The organism is Actinacidiphila sp. bgisy167 (assembly GCF_057707665.1).
In genome coordinates, this window is sequence record NZ_JBYIQP010000025.1 from 43,593 (window position 1) to 64,323 (window position 20,731).

23 protein-coding genes and 1 pseudogene are annotated in these 20,731 nt (G+C 74.7%); 9 read left to right on the top strand and 15 right to left on the bottom strand.

Annotated elements, in window-relative coordinates; all coding sequences use genetic code 11:
* Positions 1-34 precede the first annotated feature (34 nt).
* Positions 35-1,510 (bottom strand): DNA-binding protein NsdB, encoded by a 1,476-nt coding sequence (locus AC3ET4_RS12745; protein ID WP_431948830.1) that lies wholly within the window; start codon positions 1,508-1,510, stop codon positions 35-37.
* Positions 1,511-1,903: 393 nt separating this feature from the next.
* On the opposite strand from AC3ET4_RS12745, the gene AC3ET4_RS12750 reads away from it, so the two are divergent.
* Positions 1,904-2,998: an aminoglycoside phosphotransferase family protein gene (locus AC3ET4_RS12750; protein ID WP_431948831.1), complete on the top strand. Its 1,095-nt coding sequence runs from the start codon at positions 1,904-1,906 to the stop codon at positions 2,996-2,998.
* Positions 2,999-3,547: 549 nt separating this feature from the next.
* On the opposite strand, the gene AC3ET4_RS12755 is transcribed toward AC3ET4_RS12750, so the two are convergent.
* The 3 genes from AC3ET4_RS12755 to AC3ET4_RS12765 all read right to left on the bottom strand — a co-directional run bounded on the left by AC3ET4_RS12755 (position 3,548) and on the right by AC3ET4_RS12765 (position 7,590).
* Positions 3,548-4,048 carry a hypothetical protein gene (locus AC3ET4_RS12755; protein ID WP_431948832.1) on the bottom strand — a complete coding sequence of 167 codons (501 nt, stop codon included), beginning with the start codon at positions 4,046-4,048 and terminating at the stop codon, positions 3,548-3,550.
* A 49-nt stretch (positions 4,049-4,097) separates the two neighbouring features.
* The gene (locus AC3ET4_RS12760) at positions 4,098-6,980 is read right to left on the bottom strand and encodes an ATP-binding protein (RefSeq protein WP_431948833.1); all 2,883 of its coding nucleotides are present in this window, start codon (positions 6,978-6,980) and stop codon (positions 4,098-4,100) included.
* Between the two features lie 370 nt (positions 6,981-7,350).
* Entirely contained in the window at positions 7,351-7,590 is a 240-nt protein-coding gene (locus tag AC3ET4_RS12765) for a DUF397 domain-containing protein (protein WP_431948834.1), read from the bottom strand.
* A 1,132-nt stretch (positions 7,591-8,722) separates the two neighbouring features.
* Here AC3ET4_RS12765 and cpt point away from each other — a divergent pair.
* The 3 genes from cpt (at position 8,723) to AC3ET4_RS12780 (ending at position 10,490) form a co-directional block, all read left to right on the top strand.
* Complete coding sequence (gene cpt / locus AC3ET4_RS12770; protein ID WP_431948835.1) at positions 8,723-9,271, top strand: chloramphenicol phosphotransferase CPT; 549 nt, start codon at positions 8,723-8,725, stop codon at positions 9,269-9,271.
* 212 nt (positions 9,272-9,483) lie between these two features.
* Positions 9,484-10,029 (top strand): cysteine dioxygenase, encoded by a 546-nt coding sequence (locus AC3ET4_RS12775; protein WP_431948836.1) that lies wholly within the window; start codon positions 9,484-9,486, stop codon positions 10,027-10,029.
* Between the two features lie 38 nt (positions 10,030-10,067).
* Positions 10,068-10,490, top strand: coding sequence for a rhodanese-like domain-containing protein (locus AC3ET4_RS12780; protein ID WP_431948837.1), 423 nt, complete (start codon positions 10,068-10,070; stop codon positions 10,488-10,490).
* Positions 10,491-10,798: 308 nt separating this feature from the next.
* On the opposite strand, the gene AC3ET4_RS12785 is transcribed toward AC3ET4_RS12780, so the two are convergent.
* From AC3ET4_RS12785 to AC3ET4_RS12810, 6 genes are all read right to left on the bottom strand, one after another.
* Positions 10,799-11,620, bottom strand: a complete 822-nt coding sequence (locus tag AC3ET4_RS12785; RefSeq protein WP_431948838.1) for a universal stress protein — start codon at positions 11,618-11,620, stop codon at positions 10,799-10,801.
* A gap of 136 nt (positions 11,621-11,756) precedes the next feature.
* A complete protein-coding gene (locus AC3ET4_RS12790) occupies positions 11,757-12,623 on the bottom strand; it encodes an oxygenase MpaB family protein (protein WP_431948839.1) in 867 nt (288 codons plus the stop codon).
* 154 nt (positions 12,624-12,777) lie between these two features.
* The gene (locus tag AC3ET4_RS12795; RefSeq protein WP_431948840.1) at positions 12,778-13,242 is read right to left on the bottom strand and encodes an SPW repeat domain-containing protein; all 465 of its coding nucleotides are present in this window, start codon (positions 13,240-13,242) and stop codon (positions 12,778-12,780) included.
* Between the two features lie 149 nt (positions 13,243-13,391).
* Complete coding sequence (gene crcB, locus AC3ET4_RS12800) at positions 13,392-13,766, bottom strand: fluoride efflux transporter CrcB (RefSeq protein WP_431948841.1); 375 nt, start codon at positions 13,764-13,766, stop codon at positions 13,392-13,394.
* The gene (locus AC3ET4_RS12805) at positions 13,763-14,110 is read right to left on the bottom strand and encodes a DUF190 domain-containing protein (protein WP_431948842.1); all 348 of its coding nucleotides are present in this window, start codon (positions 14,108-14,110) and stop codon (positions 13,763-13,765) included. Before AC3ET4_RS12805 ends, crcB begins: the two co-directional genes overlap by 4 nt.
* The gene (locus tag AC3ET4_RS12810) at positions 14,107-14,595 is read right to left on the bottom strand and encodes a fluoride efflux transporter FluC (protein ID WP_431948843.1); all 489 of its coding nucleotides are present in this window, start codon (positions 14,593-14,595) and stop codon (positions 14,107-14,109) included. Before AC3ET4_RS12810 ends, AC3ET4_RS12805 begins: the two co-directional genes overlap by 4 nt.
* Before the next feature lie 193 nt (positions 14,596-14,788).
* Here AC3ET4_RS12810 and AC3ET4_RS12815 point away from each other — a divergent pair, with 193 nt between their 5' ends.
* Together AC3ET4_RS12815 and AC3ET4_RS12820 are read left to right on the top strand one after the other, a co-directional pair.
* Positions 14,789-14,917 carry a nucleotidyltransferase domain-containing protein gene (locus tag AC3ET4_RS12815; protein WP_431948844.1) on the top strand — a complete coding sequence of 43 codons (129 nt, stop codon included), beginning with the start codon at positions 14,789-14,791 and terminating at the stop codon, positions 14,915-14,917.
* A gap of 4 nt (positions 14,918-14,921) precedes the next feature.
* Positions 14,922-15,448, top strand: a pseudogene (locus AC3ET4_RS12820) (nucleotidyltransferase domain-containing protein).
* Here the strand turns inward: AC3ET4_RS12820 and AC3ET4_RS12825 are convergent.
* The 3 genes from AC3ET4_RS12825 to AC3ET4_RS12835 are packed head-to-tail and all read right to left on the bottom strand — an operon-like array spanning position 15,355 to position 17,605.
* The gene (locus AC3ET4_RS12825; protein ID WP_431948845.1) at positions 15,355-16,218 is read right to left on the bottom strand and encodes a 5-oxoprolinase subunit C family protein; all 864 of its coding nucleotides are present in this window, start codon (positions 16,216-16,218) and stop codon (positions 15,355-15,357) included. The pseudogene AC3ET4_RS12820 and the gene AC3ET4_RS12825 overlap by 94 nt on opposite strands.
* The gene (locus AC3ET4_RS12830; RefSeq protein WP_431948846.1) at positions 16,215-16,844 is read right to left on the bottom strand and encodes a 5-oxoprolinase subunit B family protein; all 630 of its coding nucleotides are present in this window, start codon (positions 16,842-16,844) and stop codon (positions 16,215-16,217) included. Before AC3ET4_RS12830 ends, AC3ET4_RS12825 begins: the two co-directional genes overlap by 4 nt.
* Positions 16,841-17,605, bottom strand: a complete 765-nt coding sequence (locus AC3ET4_RS12835) for a LamB/YcsF family protein (protein ID WP_431948847.1) — start codon at positions 17,603-17,605, stop codon at positions 16,841-16,843. The genes AC3ET4_RS12830 and AC3ET4_RS12835 overlap by 4 nt, the downstream gene beginning before the upstream one ends.
* Positions 17,606-17,894: 289 nt before the next feature.
* Between AC3ET4_RS12835 and dhaK the strand changes: the two genes are divergently transcribed.
* The 3 genes from dhaK to AC3ET4_RS12850 are packed head-to-tail and all read left to right on the top strand — an operon-like array spanning position 17,895 to position 19,978.
* Positions 17,895-18,887: a dihydroxyacetone kinase subunit DhaK gene (gene dhaK / locus AC3ET4_RS12840; RefSeq protein ID WP_431948848.1), complete on the top strand. Its 993-nt coding sequence runs from the start codon at positions 17,895-17,897 to the stop codon at positions 18,885-18,887.
* A gap of 24 nt (positions 18,888-18,911) precedes the next feature.
* Positions 18,912-19,583, top strand: a complete 672-nt coding sequence (gene dhaL, locus AC3ET4_RS12845; RefSeq protein WP_431948849.1) for a dihydroxyacetone kinase subunit DhaL — start codon at positions 18,912-18,914, stop codon at positions 19,581-19,583.
* A complete protein-coding gene (locus AC3ET4_RS12850) occupies positions 19,580-19,978 on the top strand; it encodes a PTS sugar transporter subunit IIA domain-containing protein (protein WP_488175934.1) in 399 nt (132 codons plus the stop codon). Before dhaL ends, AC3ET4_RS12850 begins: the two co-directional genes overlap by 4 nt.
* Positions 19,979-20,002: 24 nt before the next feature.
* On the opposite strand, the gene AC3ET4_RS12855 is transcribed toward AC3ET4_RS12850, so the two are convergent.
* Both AC3ET4_RS12855 and rpmG read right to left on the bottom strand, forming a co-directional pair.
* Positions 20,003-20,260, bottom strand: coding sequence for a type B 50S ribosomal protein L31 (locus tag AC3ET4_RS12855; RefSeq protein ID WP_431948850.1), 258 nt, complete (start codon positions 20,258-20,260; stop codon positions 20,003-20,005).
* Between the two features lie 56 nt (positions 20,261-20,316).
* Positions 20,317-20,481, bottom strand: coding sequence for a 50S ribosomal protein L33 (gene rpmG / locus AC3ET4_RS12860; RefSeq protein WP_431948851.1), 165 nt, complete (start codon positions 20,479-20,481; stop codon positions 20,317-20,319).
* Positions 20,482-20,731: the final 250 nt, after the last annotated feature.

The window sequence follows — 20,731 nt, forward strand, 5'->3', positions numbered from 1 at the left end:
CAGCGTCCGCGCTTCCCGCGGAGCTCCGCTCAGATCAGAGTGCGGCGCCCGGGCGCCTGGGGCCGCTCGGCATCGCGATCTCGATCTCCTCACGCAAGTCCTCGATCTTGGTGAAGCCGGAGTAGCGGGCCGTCAGCCGGTACATCTCCCGGAGCCGGTCCCAGGTACGCAGCGACGAGTTCTCCCCTATGCTCAGCAGCGCCAGTCGCGCGTAGCGGTCCGCCTGCTCCGGGTCGTCGGCGATGAAGCATGCCGAGGCCAATGAGATGTAGTCGAAGATGCTGGACCGGTCGCGGCCCTGGCCTCGCAGTTCCAGGGCCTGCTTGGCGTGGTGCTGTGCTGTCCGGGCAGCCGTCGGTTCGTGCTCGGCGAGGGTGCGGTACGCGAGCGCCTGCATCCCGTGCAGATCGGCCTCGTCGAACATCTGCATCCAGCTCGGCGGCGGCACGTCCCCGCGGTCCGCGGCGAAGAGGTCCTCGGCCTTGCCCAGGGTGCGGCGCATCGCCTGTCCCTGCCCCATGGAGGCCTGCGCCCACGCCTCGATGGTGCTGAGCATGGCCCGGGTGCGCGGCAACGTCTCCTGCCCGGAGCCGGACTGCGCCAGCTTCATCAGATCCAGCGCGTCGTCCGGCCGTCCCAGGTGGACCATCTGGCGGGCGGCGCGGGAGAGCGCCTCTCCGGCCCTGGGCCGGTCGCCGCCCTCCCGGGCGGCGTGCGCCGCGATGACGAAGTACTTCTGGGCGGTGGGCTCCAGGCCCACGTCGTGGGACATCCAGCCCGCCAGGACGGCGAGGTTGGCCGCCACTCCCCAGAGCCTTCGCTGCAAGTGCTGCGGGTGGCGGTAGGCGAGCATGCCGCCCACCTCGTTGAGTTGTCCGACGACCGCCTTGCGCTGCAGCCCGCCGCCGCGGGAGGCGTCCCAGGCGCGGAACACCTCGACCGAGCGCTCCAGCGCCTCGATCTCCTGGGAGCCGACGGGGGCCGCTTCGTAGAGGTCATGGGAGGCCGCGTCGGCGGTGAAGGGGGCGTTGGTGGTGGGGGCGTCGGCCGCGAGCACCGGATCGGTGTGCAGCCAGTCGTACATGGCGCCGCTGAGTGCGGAACCGGCGGCAAGCGCGGCTCCCGCGCCCACCAGACCGCGTCGGTTGAGCATGAGGTCCATTCCCGTGAATTCGGTGAGGACCGCGGCTGTTCGCTCCGGTGGCCAGGGCAGTCCGTCGGCGCTGACGGCCTGCTTCCTTCCCGTACGCCGATGCCGGCCGAACCCGAGATCCTCGATGGTTACGACACGGCCGAGACGCTCGGTGAACAGGGCCGCCAGCACGGTGGGCACGGGTTCGCGGGGGGATTCACCGGTCTCGATCCAGCGACGCACGCGCGAGGTGTCCGTCGCCAGCTGCGGGTGGCCCATGGCCGCCGCCTGCCGGTTGACGAGTCGCGCGAGCTCTCCCTTGGACCATCCGGTGAGTGCGAACAGGTCCGCTAGCCGTGCGTTGGCTTCCTTGTTCATCCAAGCCCCCAGGTTCCTCGGCACTGTTGACACTAACGGCCGGTCAGCGCCGCCGCGAGCATTCGCCAGGGTTCGCCAGGGTTCGCCAGATGGTCTGCCACCCGCATGGGGTGGTCAAGTAGGAAAGCGCCACCCGGCCCGGCACTTGCCGGCTCGCGAACGGTCGCACGCGGACGACTTCCGAAAGACGCCGATCGGCGTCGAACGGATCGAGAGCCATGTGCGGACAGTACGCGAGGGGCGTACGGCGCGTGGACGCTCCGGACCGCCGGCCCGGACCCGCATTCCCCAGGATGCGGGTCCGGACGCCGGTTCCGGCTCCGGCTCGTCCACGCGCCGGCCCTGCCACCTCGTCAGGAGCTCGTTGGCACACGAAGGGATCTGTCTCCCGCTATGTATTCAGCATCGTCCTCCGTGTCCGCACCGCCCCGGCCGACCCAGCTCCCGGGGTTCTCCGGGACCGGCACCGCCATACGCCCCCGCCCGGTGCTGCCCGCGCCGCGCAGGGCAGCGCCGGGGACCTCCCATCCGCTCAGCGGGAGGCTCGACGTGACCGGCCCCCAAGGCGCGCAGCTGCGTTCGGCCATCGCCTCGGTGCAGCGCATCTGTCCTGAGTTCGCTCCCGCCCAGATCCTGCGGCGCAGCGGCCGCTCGGTGCTCCTGGTCGGCACCTCGGGCCGCGCGCCGGCGGTCGCCAAGTGCCTCCTGGACCACTCTCCCGCCTGGGTGGAGCGGTACCGGCACGAGATCGCCGCGTACCGGGCTTTCGTACGGCACCGTCCGCCGGTCAGGGCACCGCGGCTGATCGCCGCCGACCCCGAGAGCTGCACGCTCGTCCTGGACCGCGTGCCCGGACGGGTGGCGGCCCTGCAGCGGCATCCCTCCGAAGCCCCGCCGCGGACCGACGTACGGATGGCACTCAGCGCGATCTCCCGGATCAACGCGTGGCGTCCGCCGGCCGGGGTCTTCGACGCCCCGATCGACTACACGGCACGGCTCTCGCGCTACCACGAGCTGGGGCTGCTCACCGACCGCGACATGGGAGACCTGCAGAAGCTGCTGCACGGACTGGCGCACGCGCAGGGCCAGTTCAACCACGGTGACGCGCTGCTCTCCAACCTGCTTCTCTCCCCGGCAGGTCCGGTCCTGGTCGACTGGGAGCACGCCGGCTGGTATCTGCCGGGCTACGACCTGGCGGTGCTCTGGATGATCCTGGGCGACGACCCGGTCGCCCGGCGGCAGATCAGCCAGATGGCGCAGTCCGCGGGCCCCACCGCACGGGACGCCTTCCTGGTCAATCTGATGCTGGTGGTCACCCGCGAGATCCGCACCTATGAGACGGCCGTGCAGCGCACGATGCGCAGCGCCGTCCCGGCGGGTCCGGGCACGGCCGAGGCCGGTGAGGAGCAGCGGCTGCTGCTGCGCCGGCTGCACGATGACGCGGGCCTCGCCCGGCGGGCCGTCAGGGCGGCCGTCGGCACACGATGAGCTTCCACCGGACCCGGACGCGGCGGCGCAGCGACGGGGCCGGTGCGCGGTGGAGGACGGGGCGCCGCGGTGCCGCAGCACCAGGGGTGGAGGGAGAACCCTGTCGGCGCCATCGTGGGGCCGCCCGGCGTCGAAACCGCGGCACACGGAGGACGGCGGGACAGGAGGTCGGCAGGACGGCACCGCCGACGGCCCGGTCCCGCCGACGACTTGGTCGGCGCGCTCACGTGCCCGGGCCACGTACGCTGTGGCCCGCCGGCTCCCGCGCCGAAGCCGTCCCCGTGCCACACGGGGGTCCCGACGACGCCGTGACGGACTCCAGCCTCTCCCTGGCGGAGAACGGCCACCGGCACCAGCACCGGCGTCCACCCGGCGAGGAACCGCCCCCGCGACGCCCCGGACGCCTGCTCAGAAGGTGATCCGACGCCTCGGCCGGAAGCCCTGGCGCCGTCGTCGGTCGAGGGCGCGCCGCGCTGCCGCCCTACCCTGCTCACCCTGCCTGCCGCCGTGGGCGGCTGTCCGGCCGGACGGGATCCGCCCGGGCCGCGGTCAGCCCTGCTGGAACATCTCCGCGGGGAGGGGCTTGAGCAACTGGTAGAGGTCGTCGGTGATCGGGCGGTCCCAGGTCGCGATGGTGACCAGGACGCCGTCGCTGCGGTCGAACTGGGTGCAGGCGATGCGCCCCTCCGAGAGCTTCACCTTGCGCACGATCAGCAGGTTGTCCCCGTGCATGACCGGGGTGTCCTCGGTGCCGACGACCTCCACCGGCTCGTCGTTGCCGAGGGCCAGCAGCAGCTGCGCGATCTCGAAGGGGACCTGTCCCTCTTCGAGATCGCGGGCGGGCGAGCCCTCGGGCAGGTTGCCGATCAGCATGGCGGGCCCACGCCCGCCGAAGAGGTCGTAGCGCAGGAAGATGCCCTGGCAGCTGCCGTCCTCACCGGGCAGCAGCCCGGCGCCGAGTTCGCCCGGCCAGTCACCCGGGTCCATGGCCAGGACGTCGAATTCCGGCCCTGTGGGCGTTGCGGCGTTGCGGCGGCGGAGGAAGGACATGGGCCCATCGTACGGTCCCCCGGCCACCCGTGTGCCCGGGGTCGCGTCGCTACTGCGCCAGGGCCTTGGCGAGGCCCGCCCGGTCGGTGCCGATCTTGCGGTAGACGGCGGAGAGCAGACGGGTGACGCTCTCCACGTCGGTGTCCAGGGCCGTCGCTATCTCCTCGTCGTCCTCACCACGGGCGGCTCGTGAGGCGGCCGCCCGCTCCTGGGCGGTGAGGGCGTCGGTCTCCGTCGTACGGAGCCTGCGCGGGCGCAGTCCGGCGGCGGCGAGTTCGTCGCGCGCGCGTTCGGCAAGTGTGTCCGCGCCGCAGTTGACTGCCGTCTCCAGACCCCGGTAGAGCTGATCGGCCGCCTCCTGGAGCCGGGCCTCACGACGCAGTGCGGCGCCATGGTCGACCAGGGTCAGGGCCAGCTCGTAGCCGGCGGGCGAGCGCTCCAGGTAGGCGACCGCCTCGTGCAGCAGTTTGAGCCGGTCGCTCTCCGCGGCCACCTCGGCGGCGACCCGCAGCGCCTGGCCGATCGCGGACGCGGTGCCGTACTGGCGGGCGCGCTCGACGGCGGAAGCGGCGGTGGCGCGGGCCCGCTCGGGGGTGTCCCGGGCCTCGGCGAGGGCGAGGTGGAGCTGCCACGGCGACCATGCGGGGTTGCGCATGCCCCGGGGGTCGAGCCGGCGGCCGCAGGCCTCGAGCTGGGCGATGGCGTCGTTGACCATGCCGCGGGCGAGCAGCAGCTCGCCGTAGACGGTCTGTGCGTCCGGGAAGGTGACGGCCGCCGGGAACGGCTCGCAGAAGTCGTACTCCTCGGCGAGGGCCGTGGCCTCGCGGACCCGTCCGCGGGCGAGCAGGATCTGGACGAGGATCGCCACGGTGTACCAGACGACCGGGGTGCCGCGGCCGACACGGTCGGCGAGCCGCAGGCCGTCGCGGGCGAAGTCCTCGGCCTCAGCGAGCCGGCCGCGGCGGTAACGCACGTACCCCAGCAGGGAGTAGCCGAAGGCGAGGTGGGCGCCGCGCCATCCCTGGCGCTCGTAGTCGCCGATGCCGGCGGCGAAGAGCTCCTCGGCGCGGCCGGGCCGGTCGGCGTACATGTACGTCATCGCCACGAGGACCGGGACCTCGAAGCCGAAGTCCTCGTGGGCCCAGGGCAGGCCGCCCCGCAGGGCGCGGTCGGAGTGGCGCAGCGCGGTCTCGGCGGGCTCGGCGCGCAGGGTGGCGTCCCAGGCCCTCAGGCCGATGATGTAGCGCTCCGTCAGGTCGCGTCCGGACAGCCGGTCGGCGAGGCGGGCCAGCCGGCGGGAGCGGGCCGGGGAGTCGGGTTCGTCGGAGCGGAAGGCGTCCCACATGAACTGCTCTTCCTGCATCCGCAGCCGGGTACGCGCGTTGGTGGCGGTGCGGGCGGCCTGCCCCACGGTGTCCGCCGCCTCGCCAAGCCGGTCGGAGTGGGCCAGCGCCTGGGAGAGCCGGTAGGTGATCGCGTCGCGCAGCGTCGGATCGATGACCGGCTCCTCGAGCGCGGCGCGCAGGTGGTTGACGGTGGTGGCCGGTTCGGTCAGCAGGGAGGAGCAGCCCAGTTCGAAGAGGACGGCCGCCCGGTCCTCGAACGGGGGAGGCTCGCGCAGCGCCCGCGCGAGGTAGCGGCGGGCCGCGTCGGGGGCGCCGGCCCGGGCGGTGTCCCGGGCGGCCCGGCGGAGCTGCGAGACGGTCCAGGGGTCGCCCTCGGGGTGGGTCTCCAGCAGGTGGCGGGCGGCGGCGGAGGGGCCGAGCCCGGCGTTCACCACGGCGTTGGCGGCCTGGCCGTGCAGGGCGACCCGGACGGCGTCGGGGATCGCCCGGTAGACAGCCGTGGCGATGAGAGGGTGCACGAACTCCAGCACCTCGCTGCCGGTGAGGATGCGTGCCTCGCGCAGCCGGTCGGCCGCGTCGGCGGCCTCCTCCCCGCCCAGGCCCGCCACGCTCGCCGCGATCGCCGGCGAGATGGACGTGCCGAGGACGGCGGCGGCCCACGCCATGCGGACGGTGGAGGGCCCCAGGCGCTGGAGGCGGGCGATGAGTCCGCTGCCCTTGGCGTCGGCCGCGAGGTCGCGCAGGAGGTGCACGCTGGACTCGTCGGGCCGCAGTCCGCGGTCGACGACCTTGGCGGTGAGCTCCACGACCTCGAAGGGGTTGCCGGCGGTGACGGCCCAGGCCTCGCGGCAGAAGGCCTCGTCGGCGTGCTCGCCGACGCTCTCCCGGACGAGCCGGCCGATGGCGGCGGCACTGAGCGGTTCCAGGCCGAGCGGACGCGTGCCGGAGCGGTCGGGCAGCCCGCGGAACGCCTCGGCGTGGGCGGGGAGTTCGTCGGGGCGGTAGGCCACGACGACGAGCATCGGCAGCTCCTCGGCGCGGGGCGCGAAGGCGGCCAGCCAGCGCAGGGACTCGGCATCGGCCCAGTGGGCGTCGTCGAGCACGAGGACCACGGGGGAACGGCGGACGGCGATGTCGGTGAGCACCCAGTCCAGTCCGTCCGCGAGCCCCTGCGGGTCAGGGGGCGCGCCCTCGCCGTCGGTGCACAGCCCCAGAGCGGGGCCGACGATGCCGTACCAGCTGCCCAGGGTCGAGCGCAGCGCCGCGTCGCCGGCTCCGGCGAGCTGGGGCTGGAGCAGCTGGCGGGCGACGTGGAAGGCGACGCCCTGCTCCTGGTCGCCGCCGCGGCCGTACAGGACGGTGCAGCCGAGGGCGGCGGCCCGGCGCCGGGTCTCCGCGAGCAGGGTCGTCTTGCCGAGGCCCGCCGGCGCGGCGAAGGCGAGCACGCCACCGCGCCGGGGACCGCTGCGGGGGTGGCTCCCCGCGACCTGTATGCCGGTGAGTTCGGCCAGCGCCTCGTCGACGGCCACGAGCTCGGCCTCGCGTTCGAGGAGCGGCCGCCGGGTCTTCGGTGTGCGCCGCGTCATCCTGCACCCCCTGCGCCTGATCCGGCGCGCTCCGGGGCGCGCCGGTGATGCTCGGACACCCGTCCGATGGCACCTCAGCGTACGCCACCGGGGACACTGCGTAAGTGGATACAGGCGAACTGGCGACGGCTGTACGGAGTGCGCCAGGAATTGATCGGCTGCGCCCGGTCAGCTGCGCCCACGTGCGGGTTCACACCGCCGCGGCGCCTCGGCGCATGCCGCTGGAGAACGACTCGACGGCCCGTCGTGCGGCGCGCGGGGACATGCCGCAGTCGGGGGCACACCGCAGGAGCCCCCGCCCGGACCGGCACGTCCGGCGGCCCGCCCCCAGAGACGAGGACGGGCCGCGCTGCGTACCGGTGAGATGCCGTCAGGTGAGGTCGAACTCGCCGTCGCGCGCCCCGAGGACGAAGGCCCGCCACTCCGCCGGGGTGAAGATCAGCGAGGGCCCCTCCGGGTTCCGGCCGTCCCTCATGGCGATGTAGCCCTCGACGAAGGCGATCTGGACGTCTCCCGTACCCTGGCTGCTCGACTGCCATGTCGCGTTGGCCAGATCAAGCTGCGGCGCCTTCCCGCCCGCCAACGGCGATCCGATCGTGCTCTCGGCCACGTCCGTTCTCCTCCCGACTCCGTCGTCCGGGCCAGCCTAGCGACCGCGCCGGGGCCCGGACAGGTCATGCAAGAACCTGCCCGAACCCCGCACGGGTTCATGCCGGATTCACTCTCGGGGGTGCCACCGTCCGATCATTCGCACGCCGGAGAACGCGACGACGGCGCCCTGCGCGCTGCGGCGCCGGTTCCGCTCCTCGGTGTTCCGGTTCCCGCCGGCGCACACCGTCCGGCCAGGGGTCCCATGACGCGTCCGCGGCTTCAGCGCGGCCACCGGTCGTGATCGCCCGGGACCGGCGAGGGGCGCGCGGTGGAGCTGACGGCCACCTGGCCGGGCTGGGCTTCGCGGTGCCCGGGGGCACCACGCGGACCGTACCGACCTCGTCGCCGCCTCCACAGACCCACGACGGCCCGGTACTGTGCCGCGTTGCCCCACGCTCCTGCAGCACTTCAGGGGTGGTTCCTCACCACCGGCTCCGACCTCTTCGAGCCCGGCGTCGCCGATCTGATGGACTTCCGCACCCGCCAGCCCGCGCAGGGGCTCTCCTTCGCCGTCCGTGCGGTGGTCCGCGCGGTGGGCCTTCGACCCGCGGCCCCCGGGGCGAGTTGCCGCCCGCCCGCACGGCAGGCCCTGGCGGCGCACGGGGGCGGGCTGACCGCTGAGGGTCGGCGGCGTCGTGAGTCGGTACGACGTCCGCAGGCCGCTCGCAGCCGGGCGGCAGACCTCCCCGCACGCCGTTCCGGGCGCCCTGCCGGCTCCGGGTCGCTGCCGCCCGGTGGGCCTCGGCCGCGACCGCGTCCACGTGGACTGCATGCGGAGACCGTGATCCTCACCCCGGACGGACCAGTGCTGATCGACCGGAGCTACGCCGACACGGCGCTGACGGTCGCCATCCCGCGCGGCGGCTCCCTCGGCCCTGCAGGCAACGCCGTGCTGCGCCTCTTCCTCGCGGGGTTTCGCGGGGTTTCGCGGGCCGGGGCCACGGGCCCGGCACCCCGCAGGGCCGAGACGATCACAGCGCACCGGCCTCGTCAGGCGCGCGGGCCGCGGGCGGGGCGGCGGCCCGCCGCGCACCGGCCGGCGAAAAGGCCCTGGCATCCCGGCGCGCAGGGGGCCTGCCTAGGCTGGCACGATGACTCCCCAGGTGATCATCCTCAACGGCGGCTCCAGCTCCGGGAAGTCGGGCATCGCGCGCTGCCTGCAAGCGCTGCTGCTCCCGGAGGCGTGGCTGACCTTCGGCGCCGACACACTCGTCGACGCCCTCCCCGCCGGACTGCGGGACTCCGGGTCCGGCGGCGGCATCGGATTCGGCGCGGACGGGAGCCTATCGGTCGGCGACACCTTCCGGGCCCTGGACGAGGCCTTCGCCGTCGGCGTCGCGGCCATGGCACGGGCCGGCGCCCGGGTGGTCGTCGACGAGGTGTTCCTCGGCGGCCCCGCGTCGCAGGACCGCTGGCGGCGGGCCCTGGACGGGCTGGGGGCGCTGTGGGTCGGCGTCCGGTGCGCGCCCGAGGTGGCGGCGGGCCGGGAGACCGCCCGTGGCGACCGGATGACGGGCATGGCGGCGGCGCAGGCCGAATCGGTCCACCGCGGCGTCGTCTACGACCTCGAAGTGGACACGACGCACACCGAGTCGTGGGAGTGCGCACGGATCGTCGCCGCGCATATGTCACTCATGTGACGGGGGCGACCGCCCGCGACGGCACGGGCGGTCGTGTGCTTTCATGGCGGCATGCGCACGAACGTCTGGAACCTGGGCCCCCTGTGGCCGGGACGTCGCGCGCACCACTTCGACCAGAGCTGTCGCCGGGGCTGACCTCCGCCCCCGACCATCCCATGACGAGCGCCCGCCCCGGCGAGGCGCGTCATGCTCCCGCTCTGGAGCCCCCTGCCATGGCCCTGTACGACCGGGCGAGCGGTCCCACCCCGCTCGTCCTCCCCCAACTGCGCGCGCTCGTCCGCGGCTACGCCGCCGCCGTCGAGGCCGGGGTCCACCTCCCCGTCCACCTGCCCGACCACCGCTGGTACACCCGGCTGCACCAGGACCCCTATGTGGACGTCTGGCTGATCACGTGGCCCCGCGACACTTCCACCGAACTGCACGACCACGCGGGGTCGCTCGGCGCCCTCACCGTCGTCGGCGGCACGCTCACCGAGCACCGGTGGCTCCACGACGAGCGCGGCCCCGGCCACATCGCGACCCGCGAACTCCGCGCAGGCGGCGGCGCGGCCTTCCCGCTCGGGCACGTCCACGACGTCGTCAACGCCTCCGCCGCGCCCGCGGTGAGCGTGCACGCGTACTCGCCGCCCCTGACGGCGATGTCGTACTACGCGGTCGACGACGCGCGGTCCCTGCGGCGCACGCGTACCGTGCTGACGGACGAGCCGGAGCCCTCGGCGGTGCCCGGTGACGTCCGTCTGTCACGCGCACTGCCGTGACGGCGACCCCGTCCGCGCTCGCCCCCGGAGGCCGCCCCATGAACCCGTCCACCACCGTGAGGTCCGGCATCGACCGGCTGCTCGACCGCGCCCGGGCCCGCTTGCGGCGGGTCGGGCCCGAGGAGGCGGCGGCCGAGATCGCCGAGGGCGAAGCGCTGCTCGTCGACATCCGCCCGGCAGCCCAGCGGGCGCGGGAGGGCGAGTTCCCGAACGCCCTGGTGGTGGAGCGCAACGTCCTCGAATGGCGGCTCGACCCGCTGAGCGACGCCCGCATCCCCGAGGCCACCGGCCCGGACGTGCGCTGGATCGTGGCCTGTTCCGAGGGCTACACCTCCAGCCTCGCCGCGGCCTCGCTGCTGGACGTCGGCCTCACCCGGGCCACCGATCTCGAGGGCGGTTTCCAGGCGTGGCTGCGGGCCGGTCTGCCGGTCAAGGGCGGGTCTCCGGAAGGAACGCCCTGACCTGCGTGGAGAAGTCCGCGGGCCGCAGTTTCTCGGCAGGTGCCGGGCTTCCACGGCGCCTCCCCACCCCGGCGGAGGGGACGAGGGCCGGGGGGCCGAGCATCGCGGAGCCCCCTACGAGCCGCGGTAGCGCCCGGGCGGTACGCCCTCCGCGCCATGGTCGCGCGGGTCAGGGGCCCGTTCGGCGCGGCATGGGTGGCGCGAGGTCCGGTTCGCGGGGGCGGTAGGCCATCCGGGTGCCGCTCACGCGTCCGGGACGCCGCCGGTCGGGGCCGTTCCGGTGAGGACCGGCGGTCGGCGTGAGGGCGTCAGTGCGGGACGACGGCCACCGGGCAGGCCGCGTGGTGCAGCACCGCGTGCGCCACGGGCCCCAGGTGCGGGCCCACGCCGGCGGGGCGGTTCCGGCACCGCCCGACGACCAGCAGCGCGGCACCGGCAGCCGCGTCCACCAGAGGCTGCGCGGCGTTGCCCGCGACGACCTCCTCCACGATCTCCACCCCGGGAGCCTTCTCCCGCCACGGCAGCAGGGCGGCCTGCACCGCGTGCCGCTCCGCCGCGGAGATCTCCGCGCCGCAGGTCGGGTCCATGGCCGCCGGGACGTATCCGTAGGTCGGTGGGTACGACCAGGCGTGCACGACGCGAAGCCGCGCCCCGCGCCGCCGGGCGTCCTCCACCGCGTAGGCCATCACCTCGTCGGCGCCTTTGCGCAGGCTGAAGCCGAGCACCACCGGGCGCCGGTCGTCCCCGGCGTCCTCCTCCTGGCCCGTGCGGACGACCACGACGGGGCCTTCGGCCCGGGCCAGCGTCATCTGCCCCACGGCACCGAGGAGGAAGCCGCCGAGCCCGCTGAGCCGCTGCGAGCCGAGTGCCAGCAGTTCGCTGCGTCCCGCCTCCGCGACCAGCAGTTCGGCCGGCGGGGCGTCGGCCACGTCGGTCGTCACCGGCAGGTCCGGGTGGCGTCCGGCGAGTTCCTGTACGGCCTCGCGCACCAGCGCGTCGCCGTAGGGGTGTCCCCCGGCGTGCACCATGCGCAGCGTTACCGATCTCCGCAGAGCCTCCTGCGCCGCCCAGCACACTGCGGCGTGGCTTTCGGGCGAGCCGTCCAGGCCCACCGTGACGGGTCGGGTCATCGGCGCCTCCCTCGCCTCCACAGTAGGCGCCGTCGCCGCCCGGCGCCCCGGCGGGACGCGGCGGCCCCGCCGGCACGCGCCGGGGGACCGGGCGCATCTCGGCGGGCGGCCGGTGGTCTCCGGCACCCGTACGGGCTCACCTCTGGAAACGCGCCTGCCGTTGCAGCCGGTACGCGGACGGGTGGGTGCCGGGACCGAGGCGTCCGACCGCCTTGAGGATGTGCCCGGGGGGCAACTGCCAGCGCAGGGGAGAGGGGACCGTGCGCAGCAGCAGGCCGGTGCGCCGCAGCCGCCGCCCGGTGACGGGCGGGGCCGGGGCGGGCCGCCCGTACAGCTCGTGGGCGAAGGGCGGCAGCGCGGCGTAGGCCAGTGCGGTGGCCCGGCCCCAGGCGGCGCAGCGAAGGGGCAGCAGCGCCCGGGGCACGGACGGGCGCTGCAGGAAGGCGAAGACCTCCAACGCCTCGGGGCTGGCGGAGAGTTCGGGCCGCGTCTTACCGATGTACGCGGCGAGCGACGCGGTGTCGCCGGGTACCTCCGCCGGGTCGAGCCCCACCAGACGTGCGGCCTCGCGTTGTTCGTCGACATAGGTGTCGGCCTGCGCGTCGGAGAGGGGGAAGCCGGAGCGCCGCGCGACGTCCAGATAGGAGTCGATCTCGGCACAGTGGACCCACAGCAGCAGTGCGGGGTCGTCGACGGGGAAGTGTTCGCCGCTGTCCGGGTCCATCGCGCGGAGCCTGCGGTGGATGCCGCGGACCCGGGCGCCGGCGCGCTCGGCCTCCGCAGTGGTGCCGTAGGTGATGGTGCCGACGAAGTCCGCGGTGCGCAGCAGGCGGCCCCACGCGTCCTGGCGGAAGTCCGAGTTCTGCGTGACGCCGCGGACCGCGCGCGGGTGCAGCGCCTGCAGGTACAGCGCGCGTACGCCGGCGATCCACATCATGGGGTCGCCGTGCATCTGCCAGGTCACCGAGTCGGGCCCGAAGAGCCCGGGGTCGGCGTCGCCCATCGCGGCCTCCTGTCGCCGTGCGCCGCCGTCCCCGTCCCCGTCCGTGGCAGGCGACGGGACGGGAACGGGCGGCCGGCGGCCTGTGTCCGCCGCACCGAGGGCAGGGCCGCGAGGGGCGCCGGGACGGCCCCGCGCGGGCTCCCGCGGTGAGGCGTCAGCGGGCGGGCGCCGCGTCGGCGTCATCGCCTGGCGGGTGGGAGCGCCGTCGCTCGATGAGCGCCAGGCTGACCGCGCCGAGGACCATCAGGACCACTCCCGTCACGATCTGGTTAAGGGGCGCGAGACCGGCCCCCGGATCGTCGAAGTAGCCGAAGACGAACGGCGAGACGATCAGGCACGCGCCGCACACGATGGTGATGACGTCGCTGCCGGGCCCCCGGGTCCGGGCCACGCGGGCGATCGCGTTGAGCAGGATGATGGTCGAGAAGACGAGGTCGACGAGGCGTACGTCGTTGCCGATGGGCGTGTTGGGATACGCCAGCGCCCAGCCGGCGCAGAACAGCCAACCGCCGATCAGCAGCAGGGGCGCCGTGAACAGCGAGTCGCGGAGGTCGGCCGGTGGGGTCGGGTCGTGGCCCGCCCTCTGGACCCGGGTGTCGGGACGCTGAGCCAGGGACATGGTGCCCTCCCGCGGTGGGAGCCGCGTCGCCCGGCGCCCGGCGCACTCCTCGCGGCGCCTGTCGGCGGGGAACACACCCGCGTCCGCCCCGGGCGACAGGCCGGAGTGTGGACCCATCCATTTTAGGCCGGTTGTGCGGTTCGTCCCGCTCAGGCCCAGATCGCCTGGGCGACCGCCGCTCCGGTGAAGGCCGCGCCGGCCCCGGTGATCACGCTGGCGACGACGTTCGCGACGGCGAAGAACCGCGCCCCGGTCTCCGCCAGCCGCAGGGTCTCGTAGGAGAAGGTCGAGTAGGTGGTGAGCGCCCCGCAGAAGCCGGTGCCGATCAGGAGCTGCGTCGAGTGGGAGGCCGCGCCGTAGGTGACGGCTCCGGCCAGCAGTCCCAGGACGAGGCAGCCGGCCAGATTGACCGTGAACGTTCCCCAGGGGAACACCGTGTCATGCCGGGCCTGGACGGCGCGGTCCGTGAGGTAGCGCAGCGGCGCCCCGACCACGGCCCCGGCGATGACCAGCAACCAGTTCACGCGGCGCTCCCCCGTCCCACGTAGCGGATGACCTCGACCTCGTCGAGAGTGACCAGCCCTTCGGTGACCAGCTCGTCGAGCTGCGGCAGGAAGTCGCGGACGCGGTCTTCGTGGTCGACGATGACGACCGCCACCGGCAGGTTGTCGGTCAGCGAGAGCAGCCGGCTGGTGTGGATCAGCGAGGAGGCCCCGAAGCCCTCGATCCCGTGGAAGACGCTGGCACCTGCCAGGCCGGCCTCGTGGGCGCGGCGGGTGATCTCGGAGCACAGCGGCTTGTGGTTCCAGGTGTCGTTGTCGCCGACCAGGATCGTCAGCCGCATCGCGGTGCCGTGCAGCCCTGTCATGTCTGCCTCCATCCGATCAGGCGGCGGGCCGTGTGCGCCGCACCCCACACCGCGGCCAGCGCCATCAGCGGCGTGGCGGCGAGGTAGGCCAGCGCGGCGCCCGCGTGACCGCCCTGGACCAGGCCGTGGATGTCGACGGCGTAGGTGGAGAAGGTGGTGAAGCCGCCGAGCACACCGGTGCCGAAGAACGGGCGGACGAGGCGGTGCGGGGACCACATCTCGGTGATGACCACCATGAACACGCCGATCACGGCGCAGCCGAGCGCGTTGACGCCGAAGGTGGTCCAGGGGAAGGCGCCGGGCGCGGTGGGCCACAGCAGGCCCGCGCCGTAGCGCGCGCAGGCTCCCAGGGCGCCGCCCGCCGCGACCGCGGCCACGACGGGCGTCTGTTCGCGCGCCCGCGCGCGTCGCGGCACGGGCGGCTGGAGTTCGGCGTCGGGAGTCGCGGGCTCGGTCATCGCGGTGCGGGGGGCTGGTGAGGTCATGCTTCTCCCACTCGTGCGGCGCCCTTCCGCGGGCGCGCTCCGTCACAAGTAGGGACCGTTGGCGGTGGTTCACACCGCGGTTCGGGTACGGCGGGCCCCACCGCCGCGCGGCGGCCGCCGGGGGCCACCGCTGCGTTCAGCATACTCCGGGTGGGACTCTCAGCTCCGACCCGGACGAGAGGCGGAAGCGGCGATGACGACCGGCCGGGACGTGGTCGAGATCCTCGACCTGCTGCGCAGGACCGGGGCGCGGGTCTGGGTCGGCGGGGGCTGGGGGAGCGACGCCCTGCTGGGGAGGCGGACCCGCGACCACCGGACCTGACCTCATGCACCGCCGGGACCAGGAGCACGCCGTGGTCGCGGCGCTGGCCGAGGCCGGCTTCACCGAGGCCCACGACCAGCGGCCGGTGCGCTTCGCCGTCACCGATCCCCGGGGCCGCGAACTCGACCTGCCCCCCCGGTCTTCGCCGCCGACGGGAGCACGGTACAGGCGTCACCGGAGGCGGGGCGCCCCTTCCTCCACCCGGCCGGCTGCTTCGTCACCGGCGAGGTCGAACGGACCCCGGTTCCCTGCCTGTCGGCCGAGCAGGGGTACGTCCAGCAGGGGTGCGAGCCGACCGGCCGGGACCGCCACGACATGCGGATGGCCGCGAGGCCTTCGGCCTCCCGTCCCACTTCGCAGGCCGCCCCCCGGCGGCCCCTCGGCACGGTACGCACTCCTTGCCGCGCTCCGGTCGTGTTCCCGGCCCGCGGCCGGCCTCAGCGGTGGGGCACGAAGCGCACCGGGAGCCCCGGTGCGGCCTGGGCGGCAGCCGCCAGGGCCCGCTCGGGGACGACACCGATGACGGGGTAGCCGCCGGTGGTGGGCGAGTCGGCGAGGAAGACCACCGGCCTTCCCTCGGGCGGCACCTGGACGGCGCCCACGACCATGCCCTCGCTCGGCAGTTCTCGGTGCACGGCGCGTTCGAGCACGGGTCCCGTGGTGCGCAGCGCGATGCGGTTGCTGCGGTCCGAGACGTGGAAGCGGCCTGTCGCGAGGGTGCGGACGGCGGCGGCGGTGAACCAGTCGTCGCGCGGCCCGAGCCGCAGCGGCAGCACGAGTTCGCGCGGCGGACCGGCGTGCGGGGCGAGGTCGGCGCGGCCGGGTCGCCCGGGCGCCGGCCCCAGCGGCAGCACGTCCCCGTCCCTCAGCGGCGCGGGCCCGAGCCCCGAGAGGAGGTCGGTGGAGCGGCTGCCGAGCACTGGGGGGACGGCGACTCCCCCGGCGGCCGCGAGGTAGCTGCGCACGCCCCGCGTGGCGGCCCCGACCTCGAGCACCGCGCCGGCCGGCAGCCGCACGGCGGCGCCCCATGGGGCGGGGCGGCCGTCCACCACGACCGGCGCCGGCGCGCCGGTGACCGCAACGACGGCGGGACGGAGGGCCCGGACGGCGACCCCGGTCAGCGTGGTCTCCAGGGTCGCGGCGCCGTCGGCGTTGCCCACCAGGCGGTTCGCGAGCCGGTGCGCGGGCCCGTCCAGGGCCCCGGAACGGGCGACGCCGAGGGCGGCGTGCCCGTGCCGCCCGAGGTCCTGGACGGTGGTCAGCGCGCCGGCCCTGACGACCCTCAGCTCGCCCGCGCTCATGCGCCGGTCCCGTCCGGCGCGGGGACGAAGCGCACCCGGGTGCCGGGCGCGAGCAGCGCGGCCGGTTCGCGGTCGAGGTCCCACAGGCGAACGGAGGTGGTCCCGATGAGGTGCCAGCCGCCGGGTGAACTCCTCGGGTAGATGCCGGTGTAGCGGCCCGCGACGGCCACCGAGCCGGCGGGCACCGAGGTGCGCGGCTCGGCCCGGCGCGGTATGCCGTACCGTTCGCCGAGCCCGGTCATGTAGGCGAAGCCCGGGGCGAAACCGCAGAAGGCGACCCGGTGTTCGGTGCCGCTGTGCACGACCGCCACGTCCTGCTCCGGCACGCCCCACCGCTCGGCCACCACCGCGAGGTCGGGCCCGTCGTAGCGGACGGGGATCTCCACGAGCGGCCCGATTCCCGCCGCCCTGGCCGTGACGGACCAACCGCGCAACCCGGCGCTGAGCGCGGCGGCGTCGGCCACCCCCGACAGCAGCACGGTGCGCTCGCCGGGAACGATCTCGCGCACCGGCCCGAGGGTGCCGTCGCCGCGGCGGCGCAGGAGCTCGGCGTGCCAGGACCACGCCTCTTCGGGGCTGGGCAGGTCGATCAGGAGCGCGTCCTCGCCGACCCTGAGGACCCTCATGCGAACGCCGCCAGCCGCACCCCCGCGGCCTCGAGCGCCGACCGCACCCGCAGGGCGGTGGCGACGGCGTCCGGGGAGTCGCCGTGCAGGCACAGCGACCGTGCCCGGACCGCGACCCGTTCACCGGTCAGTGCGGTGGCGACACCGTCGCGGGCGAGGGCGACCGCCTGCCGGGCGACCTGGTGGGGGTCGGCTATGAGCGCGCCCGTGGTGCCGCGCGGGACGAGTGTGCCGGCGGCGGTGTAGGCCCGGTCGGCGAAGGCCTCGCCCACCACGTCCAGCCCGGCCCGCAGGGCCGCGCGCTCCATCGCCGATCCGGGCAGGCAGAGCACCGGCAGGGCCGGGTCTGCCAGCCGGGTGCCCGCGGCGACGGCGGCTGCCTGCTCGTCGTCCACGACGACCTTGTTGTAGAGGGCCCCGTGCGGTTTCACGTAGGCCACCCGGGCACCGGCGGCGCGGGCGAAGACCTCCAGGGCGCCGATCTGGTACGTGATCTCGTCGGCCAGCTCGTCGGCGGGCACCTCCATCGCCCGCCGGCCGAATCCCGCGAGGTCGCGGTAGGAGACCTGGGCGCCGATGCGCACCCCGCGCGCTGCCGCGGAGTCGCACACCCGGCGCATGATGCCGGGGTCGCCCGCGTGGAAGCCGCAGGCGACGTTGGCGCTGGTCACGACGGACAGCAGCGCGTCGTCGTCGGTGAGGACCCACCGGCCGTAGCCCTCCCCCAGATCCGCGTTGAGGTCGATCAGGAGATCTGTCATGGGCAGGGCGGGCTCCTCGGGAAAGTCGGCGTCCGGCCGGACGAGGCGGGCCGCGGTGTCCGGCGGGCCGTGGCGAACGGTCGGCGCCGATCACCGTAGATTCCCGGCGCACGATCCGACAAGCCTGGAGGACGGCCGCCCGGCCCCGTACACCGCGACCCCGGCCGAAGCTCCGTGCACGGCGCGCAGGAGACGGATGCGTCATCGGGACTGCCCAGAACGCGGCGGATTTGTAGGCTGATGTGACAGCGCAGCACCGCCAGACCCAGCCTTTGGACGGAGCCGTTCGATGAAGATGCTGATCAATGTCCCGGAGACCGTGGTGGCCGACGCGCTGCGGGGGCTCGCGGCCGCACACCCGGAGCTGACCGTCGACGTGGAGAACCGGGTGGTCGTGCGCCGGGACGCGCCGGTCGCGGGGAAGGTCGGACTGGTCTCCGGGGGCGGGTCGGGGCACGAGCCGCTGCACGGCGGTTTCGTGGGACGCGGGATGCTGGACGCCGCGTGCCCCGGCGAGGTTTTCACCTCCCCGGTTCCGGACCAGATGGTGCGGGCCGCCGCGGCGGTGGACAGCGGGGCCGGGGTGCTGTTCATCGTGAAGAACTACACCGGTGACGTGCTGAACTTCGACATGGCCGCCGAGCTGGCCGAGGACGAGGGGATCACGGTCGCCAAGGTCCTGGTCAACGACGACGTCGCCGTGACCGACAGCCTCTACACGGCGGGACGGCGCGGCACCGGCGCCACGCTCTTCGTGGAGAAGATCGCGGGCGCGCTCGCCGAGCAGGGGGCGCCGCTGGAGCGGGTCGAGGCCGTCGCCCGACGCGTCAACGAGCTCTCGCGCAGCTTCGGCGTGGCGCTGACCGCGGTCAGCACTCCGGCCAAGGGCGCTCCCACCTTCGACCTCCCGGCCGGGGAGCTGGAGCTGGGCATCGGCATCCACGGCGAGCCGGGACGGGAGCGGCGGGCCATGATGACGTCGGGCGAGATCGCCGAGGCCGCCGTCGACGCCGTCCTGGACGACCTGCACCCGCAGGGCCCGGTGCTGCTGCTGGTGAACGGCATGGGCGGGACGCCGCTGCTGGAGTTGTACGGGTTCAACGCCGAGGTCCACCGCGTGCTCGGGGCGCGCGGCGTCACGGTGGCCCGCACACTGGTCGGCAACTATGTGACGTCGCTGGACATGGCGGGTGCCTCGGTGTCCCTGTGCCAGGTGGACGAGGAACTGCTGCGGCTGTGGGACGCGCCGGTGAGCACGCCGGGCCTGCGCTGGGGCGCCTGAGCGAGGGTGAGGAGAGCGGGAGAGATGAGCGAGGCATCGTCCACCGGAGCGGGCCAGGCGATCGACGCGGCCTTCCTCCGCCGCTGGCTCACCGCCGCGGCCTCGGTGATCGAGCACGAGGCGGACCGGCTCACGGAGCTGGACTCCCCCATCGGGGACGCCGACCACGGGGCGAACATGCTGCGCGGCTTCGCCGCGGCGCGCGCCGCGGTGGACAAGGAGCCGCCGGACACTCCGGGCGGCGTGCTGGTCCTGGTCGGACGGCAGCTGATCAGTACGGTCGGCGGCGCCTCGGGCCCGTTGTACGGGACACTGCTGCGCAAGGCGGGGAAGGCCCTCGGCGACGCCCGGCAGGTCGTGCCGGAGCAGTTCGCGCAGGCGTTGCGGGACGGGGTGGACGGCGTGGCCCAGTTGGGCGGCGCCGTACAGGGCGACAAGACGATGCTGGACGCGCTGGCGCCGGCCGTGGAGGCGCTGTCCTTCGCCCTCGACAAGGGCGCCGGGCTCGCCGAGGCGCTGTCGGCGGCCGCCATCGCCGCCGACGAGGGCGCGCTGGCCACCGTGCCGATGCAGGCCCGCAAGGGGCGGGCGAGCTACCTCGGGGAGCGCAGCATCGGGCACCAGGACCCGGGCGCCACGTCCTCGGCGCTCCTGATGGGCGTCCTCGCCCGCACGGCGCAAGGAGGTGCCGCGTGACGGTCGCAGTGGTTCTGGTGTCGCACAGCGCCGAGGTCGCCGAGTCGGTCGCCGCCATGGCGGCGGGGCTGAGCGGCGCCGGCGCCAGGGTCCCGGTGGCCGCCGCGGGCGGCGCCCCGGACGGCGGACTCGGCACGGACGCCGCCAGGATCGCCGCCGCCGCGCACTCGGTGGACGAGGGCGACGGTGTCGCCGTCCTCGCGGACCTGGGCAGCGCGGTCCTGACGGTGAAGACACTGCTCGCCGACGAGGACGAGCTGCCGCCCGGCACCCGGCTGGTCGACGCGCCCTTCGTCGAGGGCGCGGTGGCCGCGGTCGTCACCGCGTCGGCGGGCGCCGATCTGGACGCGGTGGCCGCGGCGGCCCAGGACGCGTACACGTTCCGCAAGACCTGAGGGAGCCGCGGCCGCCCCCGCGGCTCAGGCGCGGCGGGCGCCGGTTCCGTACCGGCGCTCGAAGCGCTCGACGCGTCCGGCGGTGTCCAGGACGCGGGCGTTGCCTGTGTAGAAGGGGTGGCTCGCGGAGGAGGTCTCCACGTCGACCACCGGGTAGGTGTTCCCGTCCTCCCAGACGACGGTCTTGTCGCTGGTCATCGTGGAGCGGGTGAGGAAGGCGTGGTCCGCGCTGCGGTCACGGAAGACGACCGGACGGTAGGCGGGGTGGATCGAGTGCTGCACGGTGTGCTCCAGTCTGCGTCTGCGGAAGGGACGGCGGGCGGCGGCGTGCGCCGGTGTCAGCGCTCCTCGCGGAACGGCACGTGGCGGCCGACGGCCGGGTCGTACTTGCGGAGGACGAGGCGATCGGGGTCGTTGCGCCGGTTCTTGCGGGTCACATAGGCGGTGCCTGTGCCGGCGGTGGAACGGAGCGTGACCACCGGGCGCTGCTCACTGCGTGCCATGGGGTTCCTCTCTGCGTCCATAATGGTTTTCATTTCCTTGGACGTGGGGTTCAACGCGGAGAGGGGGGCGGCCATTCCCGGACGCCCCGTGCGGAGGCCGCAGGCGCACATCCCCGTCCCTGCCCGGGCCCGCAGGCGGCGGCGCCGCACCGCCCCTCTCCGGCGACCGGAGCCCGACGGCCTTCCCCCGTGCGCCTGTGCCCGAGCTGGGCACGTCGGAGCCCCGCACCCGCGATGACCGGCAACGGCG